Below are 23,129 nucleotides of genomic sequence, written 5' to 3' on the forward strand. Positions count from 1 at the left end.
GTCAGAGCGGCGGAAGGCGGTTACTACAAGGATAAGCATGCTGAGCAAGTGACAACATTTAGGCGTGAAAGCATTTTAAAAATGGACATATTTATGATAGGATAGTACATGACATTGGCCGCAGAATTCTACTCTCAACCGGCCAGTAACATTAAGGGGGAGCAACCGTAATGCCAGCTGACAATCTTCAGAATCTGTGTGCGGAGACAAGGGAAAAACTGAAATCCGCCATAAGCATGATCGAGCCATTTCTAAATGAACACACCCTGTCTCAGCTAGCCGCAGACCAGGATGAAGAGACTGTTCAATTTTACAAGGGATTTCTTTCCGATCTCCGCCATCTGCTTGCGTTCTCTGAGGTTTCTTACGAGAAGCTGGGTGTTGTGCAGCGCCGTTCGAACTTCGATGAGGATTTCGCACACAAGGCGTTGTATAACGTGTACCACCGCTGTGTAAACGTCTTCTTCTACCCGAAGAACGAGAGCTATTCCGAGGATGGACGCTATGCTTACACAGGTCAGGACGCGATTCGTTTCCGCAAGAAGCCGGTTCGTCCGGTAAGAGATGTCATTTTGAACATTACCCGAACCTATGAAGAGCTGCGTGACGATCTGGCTTATTACGAAAGCGACTACCTTACAGAACGCCGTCTTCAATCTGAACGTAAACACGCTTAACCTTATACTGTGAACAGGGGATGCCGATAGTGGCATCTCTTTTTTTGTATGGTTTAACACCATCTAACATGCCGCAGGGTGTATACGCCTTTCGTGGAAAGGAGAAAATGTTGATGAGGTGATGACAAATGGCCAATGGAGCCAAGCCATATGTGAAATGCAGTGTGAGTAACTGCAATTATTGGGGAGAACAAAATGTCTGTCAGGCCGACATGATCATGATTGAAATTGACAAGCATTCCGATGTACATCTAAATGATGAATTTGCCGGTGAGGCGTTTGTGGACAACCACCGGGTTGTTGCTGACACCTCGTCGTCCACCTGCTGCTTAACCTTCAGGCCAAAAGAGTAAGCAAAGAGCCCCTCTCGTTCAGGTACAGAGATAACAGACCATGGAAGCAAGCATGACTTCAGGGAGGTCTCATTCATGAAAAAGCACGACAGCCGCAGTCGGCGCAAAGAAACTCAGTTTAAGGTCGTGGAATCGCAGCGCAGCCGCACCGATTATCCGCGGCGTGAGCATCAGGAAGAATACGGCACAGAAATTATGCCGCCGTACAGCATGAATACTACCCAAGAGGATCGCAGTGAGCAAAGTGGCTACACAGCAGCCAAGGATGTGAACACCGGCAAAGCCGTCGGCTATGTGGGGCTCGTCATCGGGATCTTCGCCCTGTTTATGTGGTCCGTTATTCTGGGTCCCATTGCCGCGGTAACCGGCTATTATTCTTTTGCCCAAGGCAGCCGGACACTGGGCGCCTGGGGGATTGGCCTCGGTCTGATCGCGACGGTAAGCTACTTTGTATTAATTCCGTTCGCCCGGTAACTCATCGCAAAAAAGTCAACCACAGGCCGTCTTTTGCAGTCCATGCAAAACGGCCTGTTGTGCTGAAATCAACACTTTTTATATTTTTTGTCATTGACCTCTGGTTCCCGGTGACAAAAGGATGTAAAATGGAACCAGACCTTGAAGAAAGATGTGATACAAGCTATGCACGTGATCCCGCTTCAAAGTGATAAGACGGTCGTGTATTCCTTCAGCGCCCATAATGCAGACAAATCTAGCTTACAGACGCAGAACACCATGCTCCCGAGGCAGAGTGGACAGACTGCGGAGTTCGCTGCCGTACTGAGCCAATCCATGGATGCCTCCAGTATGCCCATGCCGGAACAGCCGGTTCAGCTCGCTCCCGGAGTCATCTGGAAGGATGGACTATTGTGGCAGCAGCTGAATACTGACAGTGAGGTGTCTGCTATTGCGCAAAGTGCTAGCGGAATTCAACAGGCGTCATTACCATATAATTCCGGCGTGACAGCTGCTAAAGAGCATACAACCGGGACATCCGCATCCTATGATGGGCTGATTCAGGCTGCTGCGCAGCGGTATGGAGTGCCGGCAGATCTGATCAAAGCCGTGATTGATACGGAATCATCCTTTAATCCTCAGGCCGTTTCCTCTGCAGGCGCCAAGGGGCTGATGCAGCTAATGGATGCGACTGCCCGCGGGCTGGGAGTTCAGGATTCCTTTGATCCGGCACAGAATATTGACGGTGGGACCAAATATTTAGCGTATCAGCTGGACCGTTTCAACGGGGAAACCGGCATGGCGCTGGCCGCTTATAATGCCGGCCCGGGACGGGTATCCAGGCTTGGAATTACGTCCGATGAGGAGCTGCTGAACCGATTGGAGCTATTGCCTGCCGAAACACAGTCCTATATTTATAAAGTCTTGCAGTCTCGTACCAAATATGAGGTTTCGTGAGCCATCACACAGATACCACAAATTCATACCAGGTCAAACGGGGAAGGTTGTTGCAGGCTTAAAGGCCGCTCAGCCGTTCGTTTGATCTTTTTTCGTTTGTGAGGTTAAAGGAGGATTCACTGTGCATTATTTCGACCATGCGGCAACTACGCCGCCTTATCCGGAGGTTATTCAGACCTTGACGGACATCATGAGCCTTTATTATGGCAATCCATCTGCACTGCACCGGGCTGGAGAGGATGCAGCCAAGCTTCTGAAAAAAGCAAGAGAGGTGTGCGCCGCGGCCCTGTCAGCCTTGCCGTCCGAGATCGTCTTCACTTCCGGAGCCACAGAGGGCAACAATATGGCAATTAAGGGAGCTGCGATGCATTATCAGTCCCGAGGCCGGCATCTGATCACAGCTGTAACGGAGCACCCCTCCGTATATCAAGCGTTTCGGCAATTGGAGGAGCTGGGATGGGAAGTAACCTGGATGCCTGTCGCTGGTGACGGAACTGTCGATCCTGCAGCGCTGGCGGAGCACGTCCGTAAGGATACCGTGCTCGTCAGCATCATGCATGTGAACAATGAAACCGGAGCGGTGCAGCCGCTGGAAGACATCGGACGACGGATCAAGGAGAAGAACAGCCGCGTACTGTTCCATGTGGATGGTGTGCAGGGCTTTGGCAAGCTGCCTGTCTCTCTACAGAACTGGCAGGCAGATCTGTACACGCTGTCTGCTCATAAATTCAAGGGTCCCAAAGGAGCCGGAATTATGTATGTCAAGCAGGGCGTCCAGCTTTATCCGCTTATCGCAGGAGGATCGCAGGAAGGCGGGTATCGCGGGGGCACGGAGAATGTGGCTGCCGCAGCGGCAGTCGCGAAAGCGATGAGACTCTCGGCAGAGCGGCAAGCGGAGTTCTACGAACGGGCGAGACGGCTCAGAGACATCCTGGTGCACCATATTGCGGACATGCCGGAGCTGATGCTGAACAGCAGTGAGCATGGGGCTCCGCATATTATTCATTTTTCCTATCCGGGGCTCAAGCCAGAGGTGCTGGTCCATACCTTGGAGGAGGGAGGCTTCTTAGTTTCCACCAAGTCGGCCTGCTCCTCCAAGAGCAGCGAGCCGAGCCGGACGCTGATAGAAATGGGACGAAATGCGGATGAAGCGGCAAGCGGCATCCGGATCAGTCTGGGCTGGGAGCATACAGAGGCTGAGGTTCGAGAGCTGGGAGCTGCGCTCAAGAGCGCTGTAGCACAGCTGGCCCCAATGACGGGCAGAAAGGGGTAAATGACGGTGAAACCAACCTATGATATGCTTCTCCTCCGCTTTGGAGAGTTCACCTTAAAGGGCAAGAACCGGAACCGGTTTGAGAAAAGCATCCTGCAGCATGTACGGGCCTTGCTGAAGCCATATCCGGACGTGAATATCCTGAAGGAATACGGACGTTTATATGTCCGGTTGAACGGTCACCCCTTTGAGCCGGTGCTGGCTGATCTGAAAAAAGTGTTCGGCATTGTCTCCATCAGTCCGGTTAAGGTTTGTCCATCTGAGCTGGAGTCCATCGTGTCCAGCGCGCTCCAATTTATGAGCGAGACTAGCCTTGCGCCTTCAACAACCTTCAAGGTAAACGCCAGGCGGGTATGGAAGGCCTTCCCGCATTCCTCCCAGGACATGAATCATCTTGTCGGCTCGCCGCTGCTTCGTGCCTTTCCGCAGCTCAGCGTCAATGTGAAGGAGCCGGAGCTGGAGCTGCGGGTCGAAATCAGAGAGGATCGCACCTATTTGTTCCATGAGTCCATTCAGGGCGCAGGGGGCTTTCCACTGGGCACAAACGGCAAGGCGATGCTGCTGCTGTCAGGGGGCATCGACAGTCCGGTGGCCGCCTACTCCGCCATGCGAAGAGGGCTGGAGGTGGAATGCGTCCATTTCTACAGCTATCCATTCACAAGCCAGCAGGCCAAGGAAAAGGTCATTGAGCTGGCAGGCATTCTATCTCAGTACTCTGGCACGTTGAAGCTGCATCTCGTGCCGTTCACCGAGGTGCAGACCTCGTTCACCGGCATTGGACAGGATAACCTCATTATTACGTTTATGCGCCGGGCCATGCTGCGCATTGCCACAAGGCTTGCGGAACGGGAAGGTGCACTTGCCCTGGTTACAGGCGAGAGCCTGGGTCAAGTGGCCAGTCAGACACTGCCCAGTATGAACGTTATCGGCCGGGCGACCGAGCTGCCGCTGCTGCGGCCGCTCATTACGGCCGACAAGCATGAGATTATAGCGCTGTCCAAGGAAATCGGAACCTATGACACGTCCATTCAGCCCTTTGAGGACTGCTGCACGCTGTTTATCCCGAAATCACCGACCACCAATCCCAACCTGCGTATCGTACAGAAGGTGGAAGCGACGCTCCCGGGCCTGTCTGACAAGCTGGAGCAGGCCGTAGAGCAGACGGAAACCCTGGTCATCACTCCGGACCAATGGGCGTCCACGCATACGCAAGGGAAGGAATCCGTGATCCGGGAGGAGTGGTTCTAGAAGAGACAAGTCCCTCATATCAGTTATGAGGGAGGTGCAACATGGATACAATGCTGCTGCTCGGACAAATCTTAATGATCAATCTGGTGCTTAGTGGAGATAATGCTCTGGTCATTGCGATGGCCAGCCGGGATCTGCCGGAGCAGGAGCGGCGGCAGGCGATATGGATCGGTACAGCCGGTGCTGTCATTCTGCGATGCCTGCTCACCTTTGTGGCAGTTCTGCTCCTTAACATTCCGTATTTGCAGGCTGCCGGTGCGCTGCTGCTGCTCTGGATTGCGTTCAAGCTGATCAAGGATCAGCAGCAGGAGCATGGTGACCTGCGCGAGCCGGCCTCCATGTGGGGAGCCGTCTACACGATACTTGCGGCCGACTTTGTAATGAGCCTGGACAATGTTATTGCCATTGCGGGGCTAGCCAAGGGCGATCTGGCCCTGATGGTCATTGGCATTGTGCTCAGCATTCCCATTGTCGTGTGGGGCAGTGGCATCATCTCCAGTCTGCTGGCCCGGTTTCCACTGTTGCTGTACTTGGGTGCCGGAGTCCTCGCTTATACAGCCGGGGAGATGCTGCTGAATGATTCCAAAACCGGCGTGCTGATCCTGTACTGGCTGCCCGCGATTCATGCTCTGGTGCCCTTACTGCTTGCCTGTGCTGTCATTGCCGCGGGAGGAATGCACGGCCTGCGGCACAAGAAAGCCTAGCTCAAGAACCCGGTATACCAGGAAGGAAGACCATGACCGCATCGTTGCGGTTATGGTTTTTTTTGTCGTTTTCCGATAATATTAAGAGCATGGCATCATTCGCTTTGACTAGAGCTTCACAATGAGAAGATACATCAGACAAGAGAGGGTGATGGAATGTCCTCCAAAAAGGATTTGGCACTGGGCTTGTTCATTATCGCAGCAGGCTTGTTTATTCTCCTCGGAAAGCTGGGCTTCTTTGCATTCCTGGGCCGTAACCTGTGGCCGCTGCTGCTGCTTGTTCCCGGAGTATTGCTGCATCTGTGGTACTTTACAAGAAGAAGGTCTGCAGAGCTGTTAATCCCTGCCGGCATTTTAACGGTGTATGGCGTGCTGTTTCTGATCTGCAGCCTCGGGGGCTGGCATCTGCTGAACGCCCTGTGGCCGATTCTGATTCTGGGAGTAGGCGTCGGCATTTACGAATACGATTTTTTTGAATCTCCACGATCCCGAGGAGCCTTTCTCGTATCTTCCGGGCTGATTGCTTTATCCCTGCTGCTGCTCGTATTTACATGGTGGGGCACGAGTGTCATTTATGTGGTGGCTCTCGGTTTGATTATAGCTGGGGTGTGGATGATCTACGGTCGCAGCCGCAAAAAGAACAGCCGGTGGAGCCGGGGCTGGTAATCACGGTGGAAGTTTTCTGAAAAGACTTGATTTTTGAAGGACTTAAACGATAGAATAAGATGTATTGTTGAGGCGCGTCGGGATGGATCTAATGTCCGGCGCTTTCTTTGTGGCCCATACGAAAAGAGAGGATTTGAGATAAATTTATGCAATCGAGAGACCAAATTCGCAATATTGCCATCATCGCCCACGTTGACCATGGCAAAACTACCCTGGTAGATCAGCTGCTGCAGCAGTCCGGTATTTTTCAGCAGCACGAAACTCTGCAGGAACGAGCTATGGATTCCAATGACCTGGAGCGGGAACGCGGTATTACCATCCTGGCCAAGAATACGGCTATTACGTATAAAGACTTTCTCATTAATATCGTAGACACTCCAGGCCACGCGGATTTCGGCGGCGAAGTAGAGCGTATTATGAAAATGGTTGACGGCGTCCTGCTCGTGGTAGACGCTTACGAAGGCTGCATGCCGCAGACGAAATTCGTTCTCGGCAAGGCGCTGGCGCACAATCTGACACCGATCGTCGTGGTGAACAAGATTGACCGTCCGGCTGCCCGTCCGGCTGAGGTTATTGACGAGGTTCTGGATCTGTTCATCGAGCTTGGCGCGAATGACGATCAGCTGGAGTTCCCGGTCGTTTACGCTTCGGCGCTGAACGGAACCTCCAGCCTGGATGCAGCGCAGCAGGATGATAACATGCTTGCACTGTACGAAACGATTGTAGACCATATTCCGTCCCCGACGGAAAGCGTAGAAGAGCCGCTGCAGTTCCTGGTAACCCTGATGGACTATAACGAATACCTGGGACGGATTGCCGTAGGTCGCGTGAACCGCGGTGTAATCAAGCAGGGACAATCCGTAACGGTCATTATGCGTGACGGCTCCAGCAAGACGGCAAGAATCGAGAAGCTGTTCGGCTTCCAGGGCCTGAAGCGGGTGGAGGTTGCAGAAGCCGGCGCAGGCGATATTGTTGCCATCGCCGGCATTAAGGATATTAATATCGGAGAGACGATTGCAGATCCACAGCACCCGGAAGCGCTGCCGGTCTTGAAGATTGACGAGCCGACTTTGCAAATGACGTTCCTCGTGAACAACAGCCCGTTTGCAGGCCGTGAAGGCAAGTGGGTAACCTCCCGTAAGCTGCGTGACCGTCTCTTTAAAGAGCTGGAAACCGATGTCAGCTTGAGGGTCGAGGAGACCGACAGCCCGGACGCGTATGTCGTATCCGGACGCGGTGAGCTTCATCTGGGCATTCTGATTGAGAACATGCGCCGTGAAGGCTACGAGCTGCAGGTATCCAAGCCAGAGGTCATTGTGAAAGAGATCGACGGCGCGAAGATGGAGCCGATTGAACGCCTGATTATTGATGTACCTGAGGACAGCATGGGTGCTGTCATGGAAAGCCTGGGAACTCGCAAAGCCGAAATGGTGAACATGATCAACAGCGGCAGCGGCCAGGTTCGCCTGGAATTCCTGATCCCGGCCCGTGGCCTGATCGGCTACCGGACGCATTTCCTGACTCTGACCCGTGGCTATGGCGTGATGAACCATGCTTTCGACAGCTATGGACCGCTGCATGGCGGCCAAGTGGGCGGACGTCATCAGGGCGTGCTGATCTCTACAGAGAATGGCAACACGACATTCTACGGCATGATTGGTGTTGAAGACCGCGGAACTCTGTTCCTGGAGCCGGGCACCGAGGTGTATGAGGGCATGATCGTTGGTGAGCATACTCGTGACAACGACATTGTCGTCAACATCTGTAAAGAGAAGCAGCTGACGAATGTACGCTCGGCGACGAAGGATGACACGGTGAAGATGAAGACGCCGCGGATCTTCTCGCTGGAGCAGGCGCTGGAATACCTGAATGATGACGAGTATTGCGAAATTACGCCAAAGTCTGTCCGTCTCCGCAAGAAAATTCTGAACAAGAGTGAGCGGGAACGTGCTGAGAAGCACCGCAAAATGGCTCAAGCCAACCTGTAGCACCACGTGCCTGCTCTCTGCGGCTTGGCCGCTTCAGGTCTCTGGATAAAGGAGTGAATGATCACCGTGCAGGTCTGGTTTGCAGAGCATCCGCTGATTTCCTATATCATTATTTTTGCGCTTGTCGCTTATGTGTATAATAAAGTGTTTCGCGTCAAGCAGAAGATGCCTCTTCTGAAAGAGGTGCTGCTGTATCTGCTGATGGCATTAGGCTGCGGCATGCTGTTGATTTTTCAAATTGACAAGCTGCCGATTATTCAGTGCCTGCTCGTTGCCGTCGGCTTGATGCTCATGGTACGCATCCGTTATTTCGTAGAGGATCGTCAGAGAAAGAAGAACGAAGGTCAGCCCAAAACTCCATAGTTCCACGACCGTTTGCCGGCATATGCCGGCAACTTTTTTACCTGTGAGGCGTTTATAACTAAGAAGGTGAATGGTTATACGCCTCAATGATCTTAATGGAAAGAAAAGGTGTTTAGTTATGAGTACAGGTCAACCCAATCTTCCACCAAGAGCCCGTTCCAATGCAGCGGGGCAGAAGAAGAAAGCATCGTCCAGGAAAAAGCGCAGTCCCATTGCGACGTTGGCCAGATGGTTCTTGATCGTATGCATTCTGGTCATTCTCGGCGGAGCAGCCTATGTAGGGTCGCTGTACCTGAAGGCAGAGGACACGATCCTGAGTACAGGCAATAATAATCCGGTCCCACCGGAGAAGTCGGCGAGTGTCAAGCCGCTGACGATGCTCATTCTGGGAACAGATTACAGGCCGGAGCATCAAACCTACTTGACCGACGTTGTCATGGTCGCTGCGATGAATCCTGAGACGAACACGGCCACCCTTGTATCACTGCCGCGGGACACTTCACTCCAGCTGAAAGGCTACCGCTCGGACCGGAAGCTGAACTCATTTTATACAACCTTTAGAAATTTGGAGAAGCAGGGAGAGGCTCCGGCGGAAGAAAGAATGAAGGACATGCTGGGTCAATATTTTGATATTCCGATTGACTATGTAACCGTGCTGGATTTCCAGGGCTTCCGGGATGTTGTGGACGCTCTTGGAGGCGTGGATGTTAACGTGCAGTACAATATGTGTCACAAAGACTCCCAGGATGGCACCCATATCAATCTGAAAGCCGGCCCGCAAAGCCTGGATGGCAAGGAAGCGCTGGATTATGTCCGCTACCGCAAGTCGATGAACTGTGAGGTCAAGACTAAGGAATCCAATGACTTTGACCGGAATGCCCGTCAGAGCGAGGTGCTGCATTCCCTGATTGACCAGATGAAATCGTTCGGGGGTGCGGTCAAGGCGTATAAGGTGCTGGATGCTGTAGGTGGTAATATGACGACGGATCTGGAGAACGACCAGATGAAAAACATCATGAAGACCTACTATGATATCAATAAGAAGGATGTCCGGTTTGTGCCGATTACGGGACAGTGGCGCAGTCCGTTCGTGTACATTAACGGGGATGAGCTGCAGGCTGCCAAGCAGGCTCTGCAGGACGAGCTGGCCGGCAAGCACAGCAAGGCATCGGAGGAAGCTGCAGAGAATTCCGCTTCCGGATCTTAAGATTTGCAGTCAAGTTTTCAGAGGTTGTATAATACAATAAAGCATATCCACATCCAAACTACAGGAGGCGTACGCGGATGTCCCACACTGTGATGTCTAAAGCAGTTATTGAGATGGTCCGGCAGTCGGCCTGTGAAGAGCCTGTCTTTTCACCGGTGTGCGGCTGTGTACTTCAGCAGGCTCTGCTGAAGCCGTGCGCTATGTTGTTTTGCTATGAGCTTGAAGTCTGATGATCTATGATCATCAGACTTTTTTTGTTGGATTGGGAGATTCATAGTCATGGAGAGGAGGTGATTGCTTTTTAGATTCAGCAGCTTTAATTCAGCTTAATTCAGCCGCATTCAAAAGGGTTCCTATCTTGTTATGAAGAAGCTGTGGAGGGGATATCGATGAAGAAAATATTTGTACTGGATACTAATGTTCTACTGCACGATCCCAAAGCGATCTTCGCTTTTGAAGAGCATGAGGTCATTATCCCGGCCGTTGTTCTGGAGGAGATCGATTCCAAAAAGCGAAATGCGGATGAGCTCGGCCGTAACGCACGCTCTGTATCCCGCCTTCTCGATAGTCTTAGGCAGCAGGGACAGCTTCACGACGGCGTACCGCTTCAACATGGAGGAAGTTTGAAGGTAGAGCTGAATCATCGCAGCTTTGTTAAGGTTCAGGAGATGTTCAGCGAGGCTACGAATGATAACCGCATTCTGGCCGTTGCCTTGAATTATAAATTGGAAGAGGATGAGAAGGCCGCGCCACGCTCGGTGGTGCTGGTTAGTAAAGATGTGCTGGTCCGCATCAAAGCCGATGTCCTGGGCCTGACCGCAGAGGATTATTTATCTGACCGGACCGCAGATCCCAGCGAGCTGTACGGTGGGCATTGCACATTAAAGGTGCATCCATCTGTGATTGATGAGTTCTACAGCTACCGTTACCTGCCGATTTCCCAGCTGGGACTGAGCTACAGCTTAAATCCGCATGAATTTGTCATTCTAAAGGATGAGATGGGAAGCGGCAAGTCAGCCCTGCTGAAGGTAGATGCGGAAGCAGCCCGCCTGGAGCCGCTCTACTTGAGCAATGACCCAGTATGGGGCATATCTGCACGAAATGTTCAGCAGCGGATGGCGCTGGAGCTCCTGCTTCATGATGACATCCCGCTCGTGACCATTACCGGCAAAGCCGGCACCGGCAAGACGCTGCTCGCGCTGGCTGCTGGGCTGTGCAAGGTGGAGGATGACCATAAGTATAAGAAGCTGCTTATCGCCCGTCCCGTCGTTCCGATGGGAAAGGACATTGGCTATTTACCCGGGGAGAAGGATGAGAAGCTTCGGCCCTGGATGCAGCCAATCTATGATAACCTGGAGTTTCTGTTCGATACCAAAAAGTCTGGGGACATCGATAAGATCTTAATGGGGCTGGGCAGTATCCAGGTAGAGGCCCTGACCTATATCCGGGGACGCTCGATCCCGTCCCAGTTCATTATTATCGACGAAGCCCAGAATTTGACCCGTCATGAGGTGAAGACGATTATTTCACGGGCGGGTGAAGGCAGCAAGGTCATTCTGATGGGTGATCCGGAGCAGATTGACCATCCGTATCTGGATGCCGTCAGCAACGGCCTGAGCTACGTCGTCGATACCTTCAAGAAAGAAGGGCTTAGCGGCCATATTACCCTGACAAAAGGGGAACGGTCCAAGCTGGCTCAGCTTGCTGCAGATTTGCTCTAACTATATTTTCCGGGAAATGATTAAAGAATCTGTCCCCCAAGTAGATTCTTGTTTAACGAGGCAGCTCACTTGAGTGAGATCAGAAGCAAAACATAAAGACATGGTGGAGTCAGGGAGGTGATCCCAGCACCGCCATGTCTTTATTGTGGTCTATTGCCGCCTTCTTCAACAGGTTATGGGGAAGCGAAAGCCATCCGACCTCAAGGCTCACTTTAGACAGGCCTCGAAGCAGAAAACGTCTAAACCCTCGGTTGTTCTCTGCGCACAGCACTCTCAAGCTTATCGCTGGTCAGGGAGGCCCTAGATCTTGAGGGACAGCCTCTTTATTTTCTGGATAAGGTGGCGTGATGAAGTGACAATTAACAGAAAAAGGTAGGACAAGCATGATGCAAGTCTGGTAATATAAGGGCAGAAATCTGAAAAAGGGAGTGATTCAAGCCGTGAGGCGCCGAAAATACGGTTTCTTGTTCGCAGTGCTGCTGTTGTCATTAACCAGCTTATCACCAAGCTTCGATATCACTCCTAGTGGTGTGCGGGAGCTTCCCGGTGAAGCTCTACTCCCGGCGGATCCGTCGCCGGGGCTCGAAAAGCCCGATCCCGGGCCCATTACGGTCGGTGTCAGCATGGGGGAGAAGGAGCTGACCCAGCTGAACCAGTGGAATGAGCAGTTTATGGAGCTGAACTCCATTGAGGTCAACATTGAGAATATGGAAGACTGGGATGAAGGCAGCATGACAGAGCGTCTCCGGCTGGGTGAAGGACCGGATATACTGCTGCTGGACAGTCATTATATTAAGCCGCTGGCCATCAAAGGCCTGCTGTTTCCTCTGGAGGCGGTGCCATCCGGAATCCCGGAATCCGCTCTTCCTGCCGGGCTGCTGCCCTTGCTACAGTGGAACGGCTATCAGTGGGGCATTCCACTGGATGCTGATCCTTACGTTATGGTATATGAAGCAGGGAAGGAGCCGCCGGAGCCTGCAGCGTATCGGGAGCAGCGCAGCCCGCTGTTCTCCATCGACCCAGCGGATCCCTACGCCTTTGCTGCCGCCGTATTTGCGGCCGGAGGCAATCCCGAGCAGCCAGGAGAAGAGGAGACAGCGAAGCTGGATATACCGTCCTTTAGTAAGCTGCTGCTCCAGGAAAGCACGGAAGAGTATCAGAAGCGGATAGCTGAGGGTTCAGCGGAGCTGGCCCCTTTGCGCATCGCCGCCGCCTCTGACGTGAACCAGGATTGGCCAGAAGGCTACGAGGTTATGCTGCTTGCTCCGGACAACTCCGGCTTCGCACCAGTTATCCAGTCGCGAAGCTTTGCATTAACAGGAGGACGGGAGACCTCCAGCACCGCTCTTACGTGGGTTGGGGCAATGACCCAAGCCGCTGCCCGAAGTGATGAATGGCTGAGCGTGACCGGGCGTTATTCCTTATTATCCTCCGGAACTGTGATGGATGACAGCGCGATTACTCCGCTGCCTGCGCCGCTCGCGTTTGAGTCCCTGGACACTTATTTGCAGCAGGGGGCATCCGCACAGCTAACCTTTGGTGAGCCGGAAGGCTTCCCGGTCTATGAATCCAGTATCCAGCAGCTGCTTTCCGAATGAGCTTAGCAAGAAGGAGTGCCCGGCGCTTTTTCGGTAAAGACAGCAGATACAGCAAGAGGATGCACCCCCGGGGCTTTAACCGGTGAGGCATCCTCTTTTTGAATTAGAGATCCAGCAGCAGCTTGACCAGCAGCCGCTGGTCATCGCTGGTCACCTCTGTCGCCTTCAGGAACGAGACCAGCATCTTGGGATAGAAGTTCATATCAAATTCCTTCTGAAGCTCTTGACGGGTCGTATCCGGCAGCTCCAGCTCATTAAATACAAGCTTCTCCACCTCGAACATAATTGCATTCTCCGGTTCGTTGACGATGGAATACTGCCCTTCAATCCGCAGTGACAGACTGCCGCTTTCTCCTGCCGCGATGACCTTTCCGCCATCAAACTGAAACGCAAACGCCTCAAACACCTCGTTCTGAGCGCGCAGGAAGCGGTTCAGCTGCTCCTCGTGCAAATCGATGGTATAAGTGCGGCCATTGGTCTTTAGAATGCTCTCCCCGCTCTGGATGAAATCCGGTAGCTGCTGCATGGCATCCGCAAGGGCCCGGAAATGCCGCTTGACCTCGTACAAGCCGACATTCTCCCAATACATCGTAAACTCCTCCATAAGCCGGGTCATGGCCTCCGGATTGCTGCTTCCTTCAAGGGTGCTGTTCACCTGCTCCTCCAGCAAAACAATGCGCGAGCGCTGCCGGATCAGGCTGTCCTTCACCTCTTCCAGCTGTATGGCGTTAAGACTGGACTCTCTCTGGGCCTGACTCAGCGCCTTGTACTGCCTTTCATAATCCCCCAGCACCTGACGATCATTCTGGATCACCAGCTCATAAAATTCCATAATTCTAAAAAATCCCGAAATGCTGCTGGCCGACAAAAGCAGCGTGTACAGCTTGCTGCGCTCACCCATATAATACTCTCTCAGGATTTGCCCGGCCTGCTCGCGCCTGACGTCGATATCCTGCTCCAGCTGACGGATCTGCTTCTCCAGTGATGTCTGATCCTGCCGCAGCTCCTGCTGCCGGAGCTCGATACGCTGTATTTCTTTATCGATCTCAACGATGGACAGGCTGTCCTGCAGCAGCTGTCGCGCTTCTTCAGAGTCCACGGTCATCGGAAGGGGGGATGCTGCGATGGGAGAAGAGCCAGCCGGGGAGAATATCAAGGCCAGGCAGCAGCATATTAGGAAGCAAGGCTTCAAGAAACGTATGTACACCTCAATTACCCCCTTGAGAGAATAAACGCCATTTCGGAAGTTCTCCACTATTTAACCAGCATATGATGATCTCGACGCAAATAGAAATGCTTGTACAGCGGCTTCTTCATCCACGATTAGCCTAAGTCGATGACAAAGTAAAAAAAGCGACCGGCAATGCCTGATCGCTTTCTTACTTTGTTTACGCCGGGATCTTAAAGCGGCATACCCATATGGAAGATCGTCCAATAGCTGAAACCCGTGAAGGTTACGAGCATATAAGCCCAGAAGAGCGTAATATACGTTCTCTCCGTGAATTTAAGATATCCCAGAATTACAAAGAAGGCCGTCTGCAGGAAGAAGAGCAGAGCCATTTCAACCAATTCGCCGGCAAATGCCATTAAACCGATTGTTAACGTAAAAAAGCCGAGCACTCGGAACATGCGTGCCACGATTCATATCCTCCTCTCATATGTAAGGACCCTTATTGCTATGTACATTATACCGCCATGGCAAAAACGTGTAAACGCCTAAGTGCAGCGGCTTGTTCATTTTTTTAAAAAAGCCTGCTGGCGTATGTTCTGTCCCCAAAGTGGAAATACAATTTAGTATCAAATAGATTCTATGAACTCTATGAGAAGCATAGGAATGAATAAACCAGCTTTTATACCCTATTCATCAGCCGCAGGAAGCGGACGTGAAGACGGTTACTTTAGGATGTTGTTAGGAGGGTTTATAATATGTCGGCAGTGAGACAGGATGCATGGAGCGAGGAAGACGATTTAATATTGGCCGAGGTGACTTTACGGCATATTCGGGAAGGAAGCACACAGCTGGCAGCGTTTGAGGAGGTTGGCGAACGGATTGGCCGGACATCGGCAGCCTGCGGGTTCCGGTGGAATAGCTGTGTCCGTAAAAAGTATGAGGAAGCCATCGCCATCGCGAAATCCCAGCGGCAAAAGCGAAGCTATTACAAGAAGCAGCCGGCGGCAGGCGGAGCTCAGGTGGCAGGCCTGACTGAGGCAGATTTTGCGCCAGAGGGCTACAAAGGAGAAACGGCCAGCGAGGAATCACTGTCCATTGATGCGGTCATCCGTTTTCTGCGGCAATGGAAGGGCGGGCTGCAGGAAAGCGGAAAGCAGCATCGCGCGCTGGAGCGTACACTTCGGGAGAAGGAAGAGGAGCTTGCCCGCTTGCGGAGTGAAAATGCGCGTCTGTCCCAGGAGGTTAGCCTGGTCAAGACGGATTATCATGTCGTGAATGATGATTACAAGGCATTAATTCAGATTATGGACCGGGCCAGAAGACTCGCTTTTTTGAGCGAGGAAGAGGAAGAGCTGAAGACTCGATTCAAGATGGATGCCAACGGCAATCTGGAGCGGATCGAATAGCGCCCCGCAGTGATATGCAGATCCAGCCAGCAAGGAAATAGCGGCACAGGAGTTGAGCCTGAGCCGTTGTTTCCTTGTTTTATTGTACAGAAAATTTCGTGCCTGCATGGGCAGGGGTGTGCCATTTCATATATACTATACAGCAAAAACCTAAAGATAGGCGGAGTGCAGTAATGCTGAGTATACATATTGTCGGAGCAGGCTCGCTAGGCCTGCTGTTCGCAGGCCGGCTGGCATATGCGGGAGCGCGGGTGACGCTGTGGTGCCGGACTCGGGAGCAGAAGGAAGTCATTCAGCACAGCGGAATCGTAATCCGGAATCTGGAGGGACAGGTAGCCATCCAGGCCGCAGATCAGGAGCGGCTTACAGTAAGCTCTATTGATGAGTATCATGGGCGGGGAGGGCCGCAAGATGCAGACTTTACCCTGCTGACTGTGAAGCAGGGAGCTGTTAAGGAGACTGCGGAACAGCTCTTTGTGCCCTATCAAGGACACCGCCTGGTCTGTCTGCAGAATGGTACGGGACATGTTCAACGGCTGAACAAGCTTCTCCCTGCCTGGCAGGTGTACACGGCAGTGACGACAGAAGGGGCTAGCAGAGCGGGGCTCGCAGAGGTCGTGCATGCGGGCTCTGGGGAAACGCATCTGGGCCTGATGAAGGCTTTGCATCCACAGGAGCCTGCATTACAAGGGGCACCTGGGAATCATAGCGGTAACGGGGAGCTGGAGCTGAAGAATCTGATGCATCAAGCAGGATTTAAGACCTTTCTGTCGAATTCATTGGATAAATTCATGTACCGGAAGCTGCTGATCAATGCCGTCATTAATCCGTTAACTGCACTTTGGCGTGTCACAAATGGAGAGCTGCTGGCCTCAGACGAACGGATTGCCTTCATGAGATTGCTGTATGAGGAGGGGACGGCGGTGTACCGCGCCTGTGGAATCTCCTATGACGAGGATTTATGGGAGCGCATTCTCGGTGTCTGCCGCGCCACCTCGGGCAACACCTCCTCCATGCTGAGGGATGTGGAGGAGGGGAAGGAAACGGAAATTGCTGCTATTAACGGAAGCATTGTGCATCTGGCTGAGGGATGCGGGGTACAGGCTGCGGCCCATCGTCTCATTTGGCGGCTGATCGAAGGCTTACACCATTAAAGGAGGCATGCGTCATGAACATTCTCATCGCAATGAGTGCGGTGCCGTTTATACCCGGCGGACTTGCTTATGGAATCGCCTACTACCGAACCCGGGATAAGAAGCAGGCGATTCGAGTCTCTATGGACGTTACGACCCTATTCCTATTAATATCTGTGTCTGCGCTGTTTAACATTTTGTTTGAATCCAGATGGGGATTCTACCTGACGCTGCTGCTGCTGCTTATTACAGCCGGGATTATTGGCGGAGCGCAGAACCGCTGGAAGGGCAGGGTGGATGGCCGGCGCCTGTTCCGTGTCGTCTGGAGACTGGCGTTTGTGACGATGAGCATCAGCTACATATTGTTTATATTTATTGGCGTGGTTCAATACATATTCCAGGTGATGTGAGGGGAAGATAGGCTTATGTCATCCCGGCATCATCTCAAGCAAGTCCTGCAGGGAGCATCCTGCAGGGCTTTTTTTGATGAACTTCAGCTTCAGCTTGAACGATCAGGAATTAGAAAAAGGAGCGTATAAGATGAAAAAGCGCACGTATCACCTGCTGCTCATGACAGCCCTGCTTGCTTGTGGATCCCTGCTTGGCGCCTGCGGAGCAGGCAATCAGGAGGAGGCTGCAGGCGACAAGCCCCGGGAGCAGGTATTCCGGATGAATATTGCATCCGAGCCGCCAACGCTGGACCCCGGACAAGCGCAGGACAATAACTCTAATACGATCATTAATGCCATTTTTGAGGGACTGACACGCAAAGGGCCGGACGGTGAAGAAGTTCCCGGTACTGCGGAGTCTTGGACGATCTCAGAGGACGGCTTGACGTATGTATTTTCCCTGCGACAGGATGCCAAATGGAGCAACGGTGATCCTGTCACGGCGAAGGATTTCGAATATGCCTGGAAACGGGTGCTGGATCCTTCCTTTGCGCCTGCTCCTCCGTATGCTTACCAGCTGTACTATATCAAAAATGCCGAAGCCTACAATCTGGGAGAGCTTGATCAAGCCGAAGACGTCGGCGTCAAGGCGACCGATGATTATACGCTGGAGGTTACACTGGAGAACCCGACGCCGTATTTTCTAAGCCTGATGTCGTTTCAGACCTACTTCCCGCTTCACGCCTCTGTCAAGGACAATGAGAAATGGGCTACCCAGCCCGAGACGCTGATTGGCAACGGACCGTTCAAGCTGGCTTCCATGACCAAGGGACAGAAGATTGAGATGGTAAAGAATGACCAGTATTGGGATCAGGATAACATCAAGCTTGAAAAAGTGCAGATGAGCATCGTCAACAGCTCGGCCACCGAGCTGTCCAGCTACCGCAACAATGAGCTGGATTATGCCGGTCATCCCGTAGGCAATATCCCGACAGATCAGCTGGCGGCGGTCAAGGAGCAGATGCCGGACGAGCTGAACATCAAGGGGATTTCGTCCACCTATTTTTATGTGTTCAATACGACTCAGGAGCCTTTTGATAATGTGAATATCCGAAAAGCGTTCTCCATGGCCATTGACCGGCAGGCCATTGTGGACAAGATCACGCAGGGCGGACAGCTTCCGGCCTATGGCTTCGTTCCGCCGGGGATCAAGGGGAAGGAGGAGGAGTTCCGCACAGAGGTCTCGGAGAACTATTTTGAAGAAAATATAGAAGAGGCCAAACAGCTGTTAGAGCAGGGCATGAAGGAGAAGGGCTATACGGAGCTGCCCGCGGTCACCCTGATCTATAACTCCGATGATAATCACAAGAAAATCGCCCTTGCGATCGTCGATATGTGGAAGAAAAATCTCGGCGTCAACGTCTCGGTTCAGAATCAGGAGTGGGGTGTGTTTCTCAAGAACCGGACCGATCTCAACTACCAGATCGCCCGGGCAGGGTGGGGCGCAGATTACAATGACCCCATGACCTATATTGATATCTGGAAAACAGGCAGCGGCAACAATGATACCGGCTTCTCGAACGCAGTCTATGATCAGCTGGTAGAGGATGCTTATGCCACGGATGATCATACCCAGCGTATGGACTTGATGGCTCAGGCTGAAAAAATATTGGTCCAGGAGCAGCAGATCGTGATGCCAATCTACTATTACTCCAGCGTCTCCTTGATCAAGCCCTGGATGAAGGGCATCGGCATTGACTTCAAGGGTGATATTGATTTTACACGCGCCTATGTAGAGTGATGCTGATGTCAAGGAGGGTACAGAATTGAAATACGTAGGGAGCAAGTTTTTGTATATGCTGGTTTCGTTGTTCATTCTGATCTCCGCCACTTTTTTTCTGATGAAGGCTATACCGGGAGACCCGTTTATGGGGGAGAAGAAGCCTTCCCCTGAAATCCTGGCAAGGCTGATGGAGCAGTATGATCTGGACAAGCCGGTCTTTCAGCAATATACAAAATACTTAAGCAACATCGCCGCCGGAGATTTCGGCTTGTCCATGAAGCAGCAGAACCAAAGTGTGACAGAGATCATTGTCGATACGTTTGGCCCATCCCTGCGGCTGGGGCTGGCTGCGATTGTCCTCTCTGTCCTCGTCGGCGTACTGCTGGGCATGCTGGCTGCCCTCTATCACCGGAGGCTTATTGATAACACGGCGATGATTCTCTCGGTGCTGGGCATTGCCGTTCCCAGCTTCGTGCTGGCATCGCTGCTGCAATATGTTCTCGCGGAAAAAGCTGGACTGTTTAACGTTATGGGCTTTGACGGCCCTCTCGATTACGTGCTGCCGGTCATTGCGCTTTCCGCCCAGCCCGTGGCCTTTATCGCCCGCCTGACGCGCTCCAGCATGCTGGAGGTGCTGCACTCGGATTACATCAAGACGGCCAGGGCCAAGGGGCTGAACGGGCTGGCTATCATGCTTCGTCACGTGATCCGGAACGGTATTCTGCCGGTGGTGACGTATGTGGGACCGATGACGGCCAACGTGATTACAGGCTCGGTGGTCATCGAGCAGATTTTCGGGATCGGCGGCATTGGCAAGCAATTCGTCGACAGCATTACCAACCGGGATTATACGGTCATTATGGGCATTACCATTTTCTATGGCATTCTGCTTATGCTGGCCCGGTTTATGACGGATATCGCGTATGGCCTGATTGATCCCCGGATTAAGCTGAGCAGCGGGAAAGGGGGCTCCTGATGGCAGTCAATAGTAATGCGACACACAGCTTTGACGAAGCCCTGAAGGCGGAGGACTTTCAGAAGATCGGTCCGGATGAGAAGCAATCGGAGGTCATTCAGCGCGAGAGCCTTTCCGCCTGGCGGGATTCCTGGGAACGCTTGAAAAAAAACCGACTCGCCATGGCAGGTATGCTCATCATGCTGCTGATCCTGATCATGGCGGTCATTGGACCGATGATCTCGGTCTATGATTACGAAACGAATGATCTGATGAGCACGAATCTGCCCCCTTCCGCAGAGCACTGGTTCGGGACAGATGATCTCGGACGAGACGTCTTCGTTCGCACCTGGATGGGCGCGCGAATCTCCTTGACGGTAGGGCTGGCAGCGGCGGCGATCGATCTTGTAATCGGCGTGATCTACGGCGGGTTGATGGGGTATTTCGGAGGCCGTGTAGATGAAATCATGAACAAATTCGCCGAGATTTTATACTCCATCCCTTACTTGCTGGTTACGATTCTGCTGCTCGTCGTCTTCGAGCCGAGCTTGGGCACGATCATTCTGGCACTGACCATTACAGGCTGGATTAATATGTCCTGGATCGTGCGCGGGGAAATTATGCAGCTAAAGAGCCGCGAATATGTCCTTGCCTCCCGGTCCATGGGCGCCGGCACGTCACGGCTGCTGTTTCGCCATCTCATTCCGAACGCCATGGGTCCCATTATCGTGACGCTGACCCTGTCGGTGCCGAATGCGATTTTTGCGGAATCGTTTTTAAGCTTCCTTGGATTGGGTGTGCAGGCACCCGTTGCGTCCTGGGGCTCGATGATCAATGATGCGTTATCGGGCTGGATGTATTATCCCTGGCGGATGCTGTTTCCGGCGCTGTTCATCAGCTTGACGATGCTCGCCTTCAATATTTTCGGGGACGGGCTGCGGGATGCGCTGGATCCGAAGCTGAAAAAGTAGGAGTGTGATGAAAATGGACCCGATTTTACAGGTCAAGGACCTGAATGTTTCTTTTGAGGTCAGGGGCGGAGAGGTGAAGGCGGTCCGCGGCGTGAGTTTTGAGGTCCATAAAGGCGAGACTGTCGCCATCGTAGGGGAGTCCGGCAGCGGTAAAAGCGTGACCGCCCAAAGCATTATGCGTCTGATTCCCTCACCGCCGTCGCGGATCAAGCGAGGGGAGATTCTGTTCAAGGGCGAGAACCTGCTGCAAAAAAGCAACAAGCAGATGGAAGCCATCCGCGGCAAGGATATCGGCATGATATTTCAGGACCCGATGACTTCTTTGAATCCGACGCTCAAGATCGGACGCCAGATCACAGAAGGGCTGGAGAAGCATCAGGGCCTGTCCTCTTCCGCTGCCAAAAGCAGAGCCGTGGAGATGCTGAAGCTGGTCGGCATCAAGCATGCCGAGGAGCGTTTTCATCAATATCCTCATGAGTTCTCCGGCGGTATGCGGCAGCGGGCCATGATTGCCATCGCACTCGCCTGCAGCCCGTCTTTGCTGATCGCTGATGAGCCCACGACCGCGCTGGATGTTACTATCCAGGCGCAGATTATGGATGTGATGAAGGACATGCAGCGTCGTTTGGGGACGTCGATCATCCTTATTACTCATGATCTCGGCGTCGTGGCCGGGATGTGTGATCGTGTGATTGTCATGTATGCCGGTGAGGTTGTGGAGACGGGGAACAAATGGGAAATTTTCAAAAACCCTCAGCATCCGTACACCAAGGGTCTTCTGCGTTCCATGCCCCGCCTGGATCAGCCAAAGGATGAGCCGCTGATTCCGATTATGGGTACACCTCCGGATCTCATTAAGCCGCCGGTGGGCTGCTCCTTTACAGCCCGTTGTGAGGAGGCTATGAGAATCTGCGCCCGGATTGATCCGGGTGCAACCGTGTTCAGTCATACGCATATGGCCCGGTGCTGGAATCTGCATCCGATGGCACAGGAGGCGGAGCCGTCATGAAGGAGAACGTCCTGCTCCAGGTGCAAGGGCTGAAAAAGTATTTTCAAGTGGGCGGAGGCAAGGTTCTGAAAGCTGTAGATGACCTTAACTTTACAATCCATGAGGGAGAGACGCTTGGCATGGTCGGTGAGTCAGGCTGCGGCAAATCGACGGCAGGCCGCACCATTCTGCGGCTGTATGAGCCGACAGCGGGGAGTGTGTTTTTTCAGGGCACCGATATTTACAAGCTGTCACCCCGCAAGATGAAGGTCATGCGGCGCGATATGCAGATGATCTTTCAAGACCCCTATGCGTCCTTGAATCCCAGATTCACGGTCACGGATATTATCGGCGAAGCGCTGGACATTCACGGGATGGCCGGCAGCCGCGCAGAGCGGAAGAAGCGGGTCGAGGAGCTGCTGGATATGGTCGGACTGAACAGCGATCATGCCACGCGGTATCCCCATGAATTCTCAGGCGGTCAGCGGCAGCGGATCGGCATTGCCCGCTCTCTGGCGGTTAATCCGAAGTTCATCATCTGTGACGAGCCCATATCTGCGCTGGATGTATCCATCCAGGCACAGGTTGTAAATTTGCTCAAGGACCTTCAGGAGCGGCTGGGACTGACGTACCTCTTCATCGCCCATGACCTGTCTATGGTCAAGCATATCAGTGACCGAGTCGCTGTCATGTATTTGGGCAAAATGGTTGAGCTGGCTGAAAGCGAGGAGCTTTATGGAAATCCCATTCATCCGTACACGCAGACCCTGCTGTCTGCCATCCCGGTCCCTGATCCGGAAATTGAAAGCAGCAAGCAGCGCTTGACGATGGAGGACAGCGGTCAGGGACCGATCTCGGCGGTGAAGGGCGAGGACGGAACCGTGCTGCTGGAAGAGCAGGACACGGAGCTGGTTGAGGTGTCACCGGGGCACTGGGTGAGCAAGCCGTATGCTTGAGCTGTGTGACAACATAACCGTTTCTTTTGCAAGTGGCCGGCAGGATCCATTTGTAGAAGGAACGGTTTTTTTTTGATCCGGTGCCGGGCTGTGCCCTGCTGTTTTCTTTTCCTTTGACGGAGAAGCCTCACATTCGGTACAATCAAGAAAGGCTTTAATAAAGTAAGTT

24 protein-coding genes are annotated in these 23,129 nt (G+C 52.9%); 22 read left to right on the plus strand and 2 right to left on the minus strand.

Annotation, left to right across the window (positions count from 1 at the left end; all coding sequences use genetic code 11):
- Positions 1 to 170: 170 nt before the first annotated feature.
- The 14 genes from E6C60_RS07345 (at position 171) to E6C60_RS07405 (ending at position 13,208) form a co-directional block, all read left to right on the plus strand.
- Positions 171 to 677, plus strand: a complete 507-nt coding sequence (locus tag E6C60_RS07345; protein WP_138225261.1) for a YpuI family protein — start codon at positions 171 to 173, stop codon at positions 675 to 677.
- 128 nt (positions 678 to 805) lie between these two features.
- Positions 806 to 1,030, plus strand: coding sequence for a DUF1540 domain-containing protein (locus E6C60_RS07350; protein ID WP_138225262.1), 225 nt, complete (start codon positions 806 to 808; stop codon positions 1,028 to 1,030).
- A 75-nt stretch (positions 1,031 to 1,105) separates the two neighbouring features.
- Positions 1,106 to 1,504 carry a hypothetical protein gene (locus E6C60_RS07355; protein ID WP_138225263.1) on the plus strand — a complete coding sequence of 133 codons (399 nt, stop codon included), beginning with the start codon at positions 1,106 to 1,108 and terminating at the stop codon, positions 1,502 to 1,504.
- Between the two features lie 141 nt (positions 1,505 to 1,645).
- Positions 1,646 to 2,440 carry a lytic transglycosylase domain-containing protein gene (locus E6C60_RS21505; RefSeq protein ID WP_325053192.1) on the plus strand — a complete coding sequence of 265 codons (795 nt, stop codon included), beginning with the start codon at positions 1,646 to 1,648 and terminating at the stop codon, positions 2,438 to 2,440.
- 121 nt (positions 2,441 to 2,561) lie between these two features.
- Positions 2,562 to 3,713, plus strand: coding sequence for a cysteine desulfurase family protein (locus tag E6C60_RS07365; RefSeq protein WP_138225265.1), 1,152 nt, complete (start codon positions 2,562 to 2,564; stop codon positions 3,711 to 3,713).
- Complete coding sequence (gene thiI, locus E6C60_RS07370) at positions 3,714 to 4,961, plus strand: tRNA uracil 4-sulfurtransferase ThiI (protein ID WP_138225266.1); 1,248 nt, start codon at positions 3,714 to 3,716, stop codon at positions 4,959 to 4,961.
- A 41-nt stretch (positions 4,962 to 5,002) separates the two neighbouring features.
- Positions 5,003 to 5,665 carry a TerC family protein gene (locus E6C60_RS07375; protein WP_138225267.1) on the plus strand — a complete coding sequence of 221 codons (663 nt, stop codon included), beginning with the start codon at positions 5,003 to 5,005 and terminating at the stop codon, positions 5,663 to 5,665.
- Positions 5,666 to 5,821: 156 nt separating this feature from the next.
- The gene (locus E6C60_RS07380) at positions 5,822 to 6,331 is read left to right on the plus strand and encodes a LiaF transmembrane domain-containing protein (protein ID WP_138225268.1); all 510 of its coding nucleotides are present in this window, start codon (positions 5,822 to 5,824) and stop codon (positions 6,329 to 6,331) included.
- 146 nt (positions 6,332 to 6,477) lie between these two features.
- Complete coding sequence (gene typA, locus E6C60_RS07385; RefSeq protein ID WP_138225269.1) at positions 6,478 to 8,319, plus strand: translational GTPase TypA; 1,842 nt, start codon at positions 6,478 to 6,480, stop codon at positions 8,317 to 8,319.
- A 66-nt stretch (positions 8,320 to 8,385) separates the two neighbouring features.
- Positions 8,386 to 8,682 (plus strand): YlaH-like family protein, encoded by a 297-nt coding sequence (locus tag E6C60_RS07390; protein ID WP_138227681.1) that lies wholly within the window; start codon positions 8,386 to 8,388, stop codon positions 8,680 to 8,682.
- Between the two features lie 118 nt (positions 8,683 to 8,800).
- Entirely contained in the window at positions 8,801 to 9,889 is a 1,089-nt protein-coding gene (locus tag E6C60_RS07395) for an LCP family protein (RefSeq protein ID WP_138225270.1), read from the plus strand.
- A gap of 77 nt (positions 9,890 to 9,966) precedes the next feature.
- Positions 9,967 to 10,119, plus strand: coding sequence for a hypothetical protein (locus E6C60_RS20890; protein ID WP_175415240.1), 153 nt, complete (start codon positions 9,967 to 9,969; stop codon positions 10,117 to 10,119).
- Between the two features lie 159 nt (positions 10,120 to 10,278).
- On the plus strand, positions 10,279 to 11,610 hold the full coding sequence (locus E6C60_RS07400) for a PhoH family protein (RefSeq protein ID WP_138225271.1): 1,332 nt from the start codon (positions 10,279 to 10,281) through the stop codon (positions 11,608 to 11,610).
- A gap of 440 nt (positions 11,611 to 12,050) precedes the next feature.
- Positions 12,051 to 13,208, plus strand: coding sequence for a type 2 periplasmic-binding domain-containing protein (locus E6C60_RS07405; protein WP_138225272.1), 1,158 nt, complete (start codon positions 12,051 to 12,053; stop codon positions 13,206 to 13,208).
- 103 nt (positions 13,209 to 13,311) lie between these two features.
- Here the strand turns inward: E6C60_RS07405 and E6C60_RS07410 are convergent, their stop codons facing one another.
- Together E6C60_RS07410 and E6C60_RS07415 are read right to left on the minus strand one after the other, a co-directional pair.
- Positions 13,312 to 14,313, minus strand: coding sequence for a hypothetical protein (locus E6C60_RS07410; RefSeq protein ID WP_138225273.1), 1,002 nt, complete (start codon positions 14,311 to 14,313; stop codon positions 13,312 to 13,314).
- Positions 14,314 to 14,609: 296 nt separating this feature from the next.
- Positions 14,610 to 14,846 (minus strand): DUF2626 family protein, encoded by a 237-nt coding sequence (locus E6C60_RS07415; protein ID WP_138225274.1) that lies wholly within the window; start codon positions 14,844 to 14,846, stop codon positions 14,610 to 14,612.
- A gap of 288 nt (positions 14,847 to 15,134) precedes the next feature.
- Here E6C60_RS07415 and E6C60_RS07420 point away from each other — a divergent pair, with 288 nt between their 5' ends.
- From E6C60_RS07420 to E6C60_RS07455, 8 genes are all read left to right on the plus strand, one after another.
- The gene (locus tag E6C60_RS07420) at positions 15,135 to 15,785 is read left to right on the plus strand and encodes an RsfA family transcriptional regulator (RefSeq protein ID WP_138225275.1); all 651 of its coding nucleotides are present in this window, start codon (positions 15,135 to 15,137) and stop codon (positions 15,783 to 15,785) included.
- A gap of 173 nt (positions 15,786 to 15,958) precedes the next feature.
- Positions 15,959 to 16,939, plus strand: a complete 981-nt coding sequence (locus E6C60_RS07425) for a ketopantoate reductase family protein (RefSeq protein WP_138225276.1) — start codon at positions 15,959 to 15,961, stop codon at positions 16,937 to 16,939.
- 14 nt (positions 16,940 to 16,953) lie between these two features.
- Positions 16,954 to 17,328, plus strand: a complete 375-nt coding sequence (locus tag E6C60_RS07430) for a DUF3397 domain-containing protein (protein WP_138225277.1) — start codon at positions 16,954 to 16,956, stop codon at positions 17,326 to 17,328.
- Positions 17,329 to 17,458: 130 nt separating this feature from the next.
- On the plus strand, positions 17,459 to 19,108 hold the full coding sequence (locus E6C60_RS07435) for a peptide ABC transporter substrate-binding protein (protein WP_138225278.1): 1,650 nt from the start codon (positions 17,459 to 17,461) through the stop codon (positions 19,106 to 19,108).
- 25 nt (positions 19,109 to 19,133) lie between these two features.
- A complete protein-coding gene (locus E6C60_RS07440) occupies positions 19,134 to 20,066 on the plus strand; it encodes an ABC transporter permease (protein ID WP_279591685.1) in 933 nt (310 codons plus the stop codon).
- Positions 20,066 to 21,016, plus strand: coding sequence for an ABC transporter permease (locus E6C60_RS07445; protein ID WP_138225279.1), 951 nt, complete (start codon positions 20,066 to 20,068; stop codon positions 21,014 to 21,016). Before E6C60_RS07440 ends, E6C60_RS07445 begins: the two co-directional genes overlap by 1 nt.
- A gap of 13 nt (positions 21,017 to 21,029) precedes the next feature.
- Complete coding sequence (locus E6C60_RS07450) at positions 21,030 to 22,025, plus strand: ABC transporter ATP-binding protein (protein WP_138225280.1); 996 nt, start codon at positions 21,030 to 21,032, stop codon at positions 22,023 to 22,025.
- Positions 22,022 to 22,960 (plus strand): ABC transporter ATP-binding protein, encoded by a 939-nt coding sequence (locus E6C60_RS07455; protein WP_138225281.1) that lies wholly within the window; start codon positions 22,022 to 22,024, stop codon positions 22,958 to 22,960. Before E6C60_RS07450 ends, E6C60_RS07455 begins: the two co-directional genes overlap by 4 nt.
- Positions 22,961 to 23,129: the final 169 nt, after the last annotated feature.

Source organism: Paenibacillus algicola (assembly GCF_005577435.1).
Lineage (GTDB): Bacteria > Bacillota > Bacilli > Paenibacillales > Paenibacillaceae > Paenibacillus_AQ > Paenibacillus_AQ algicola.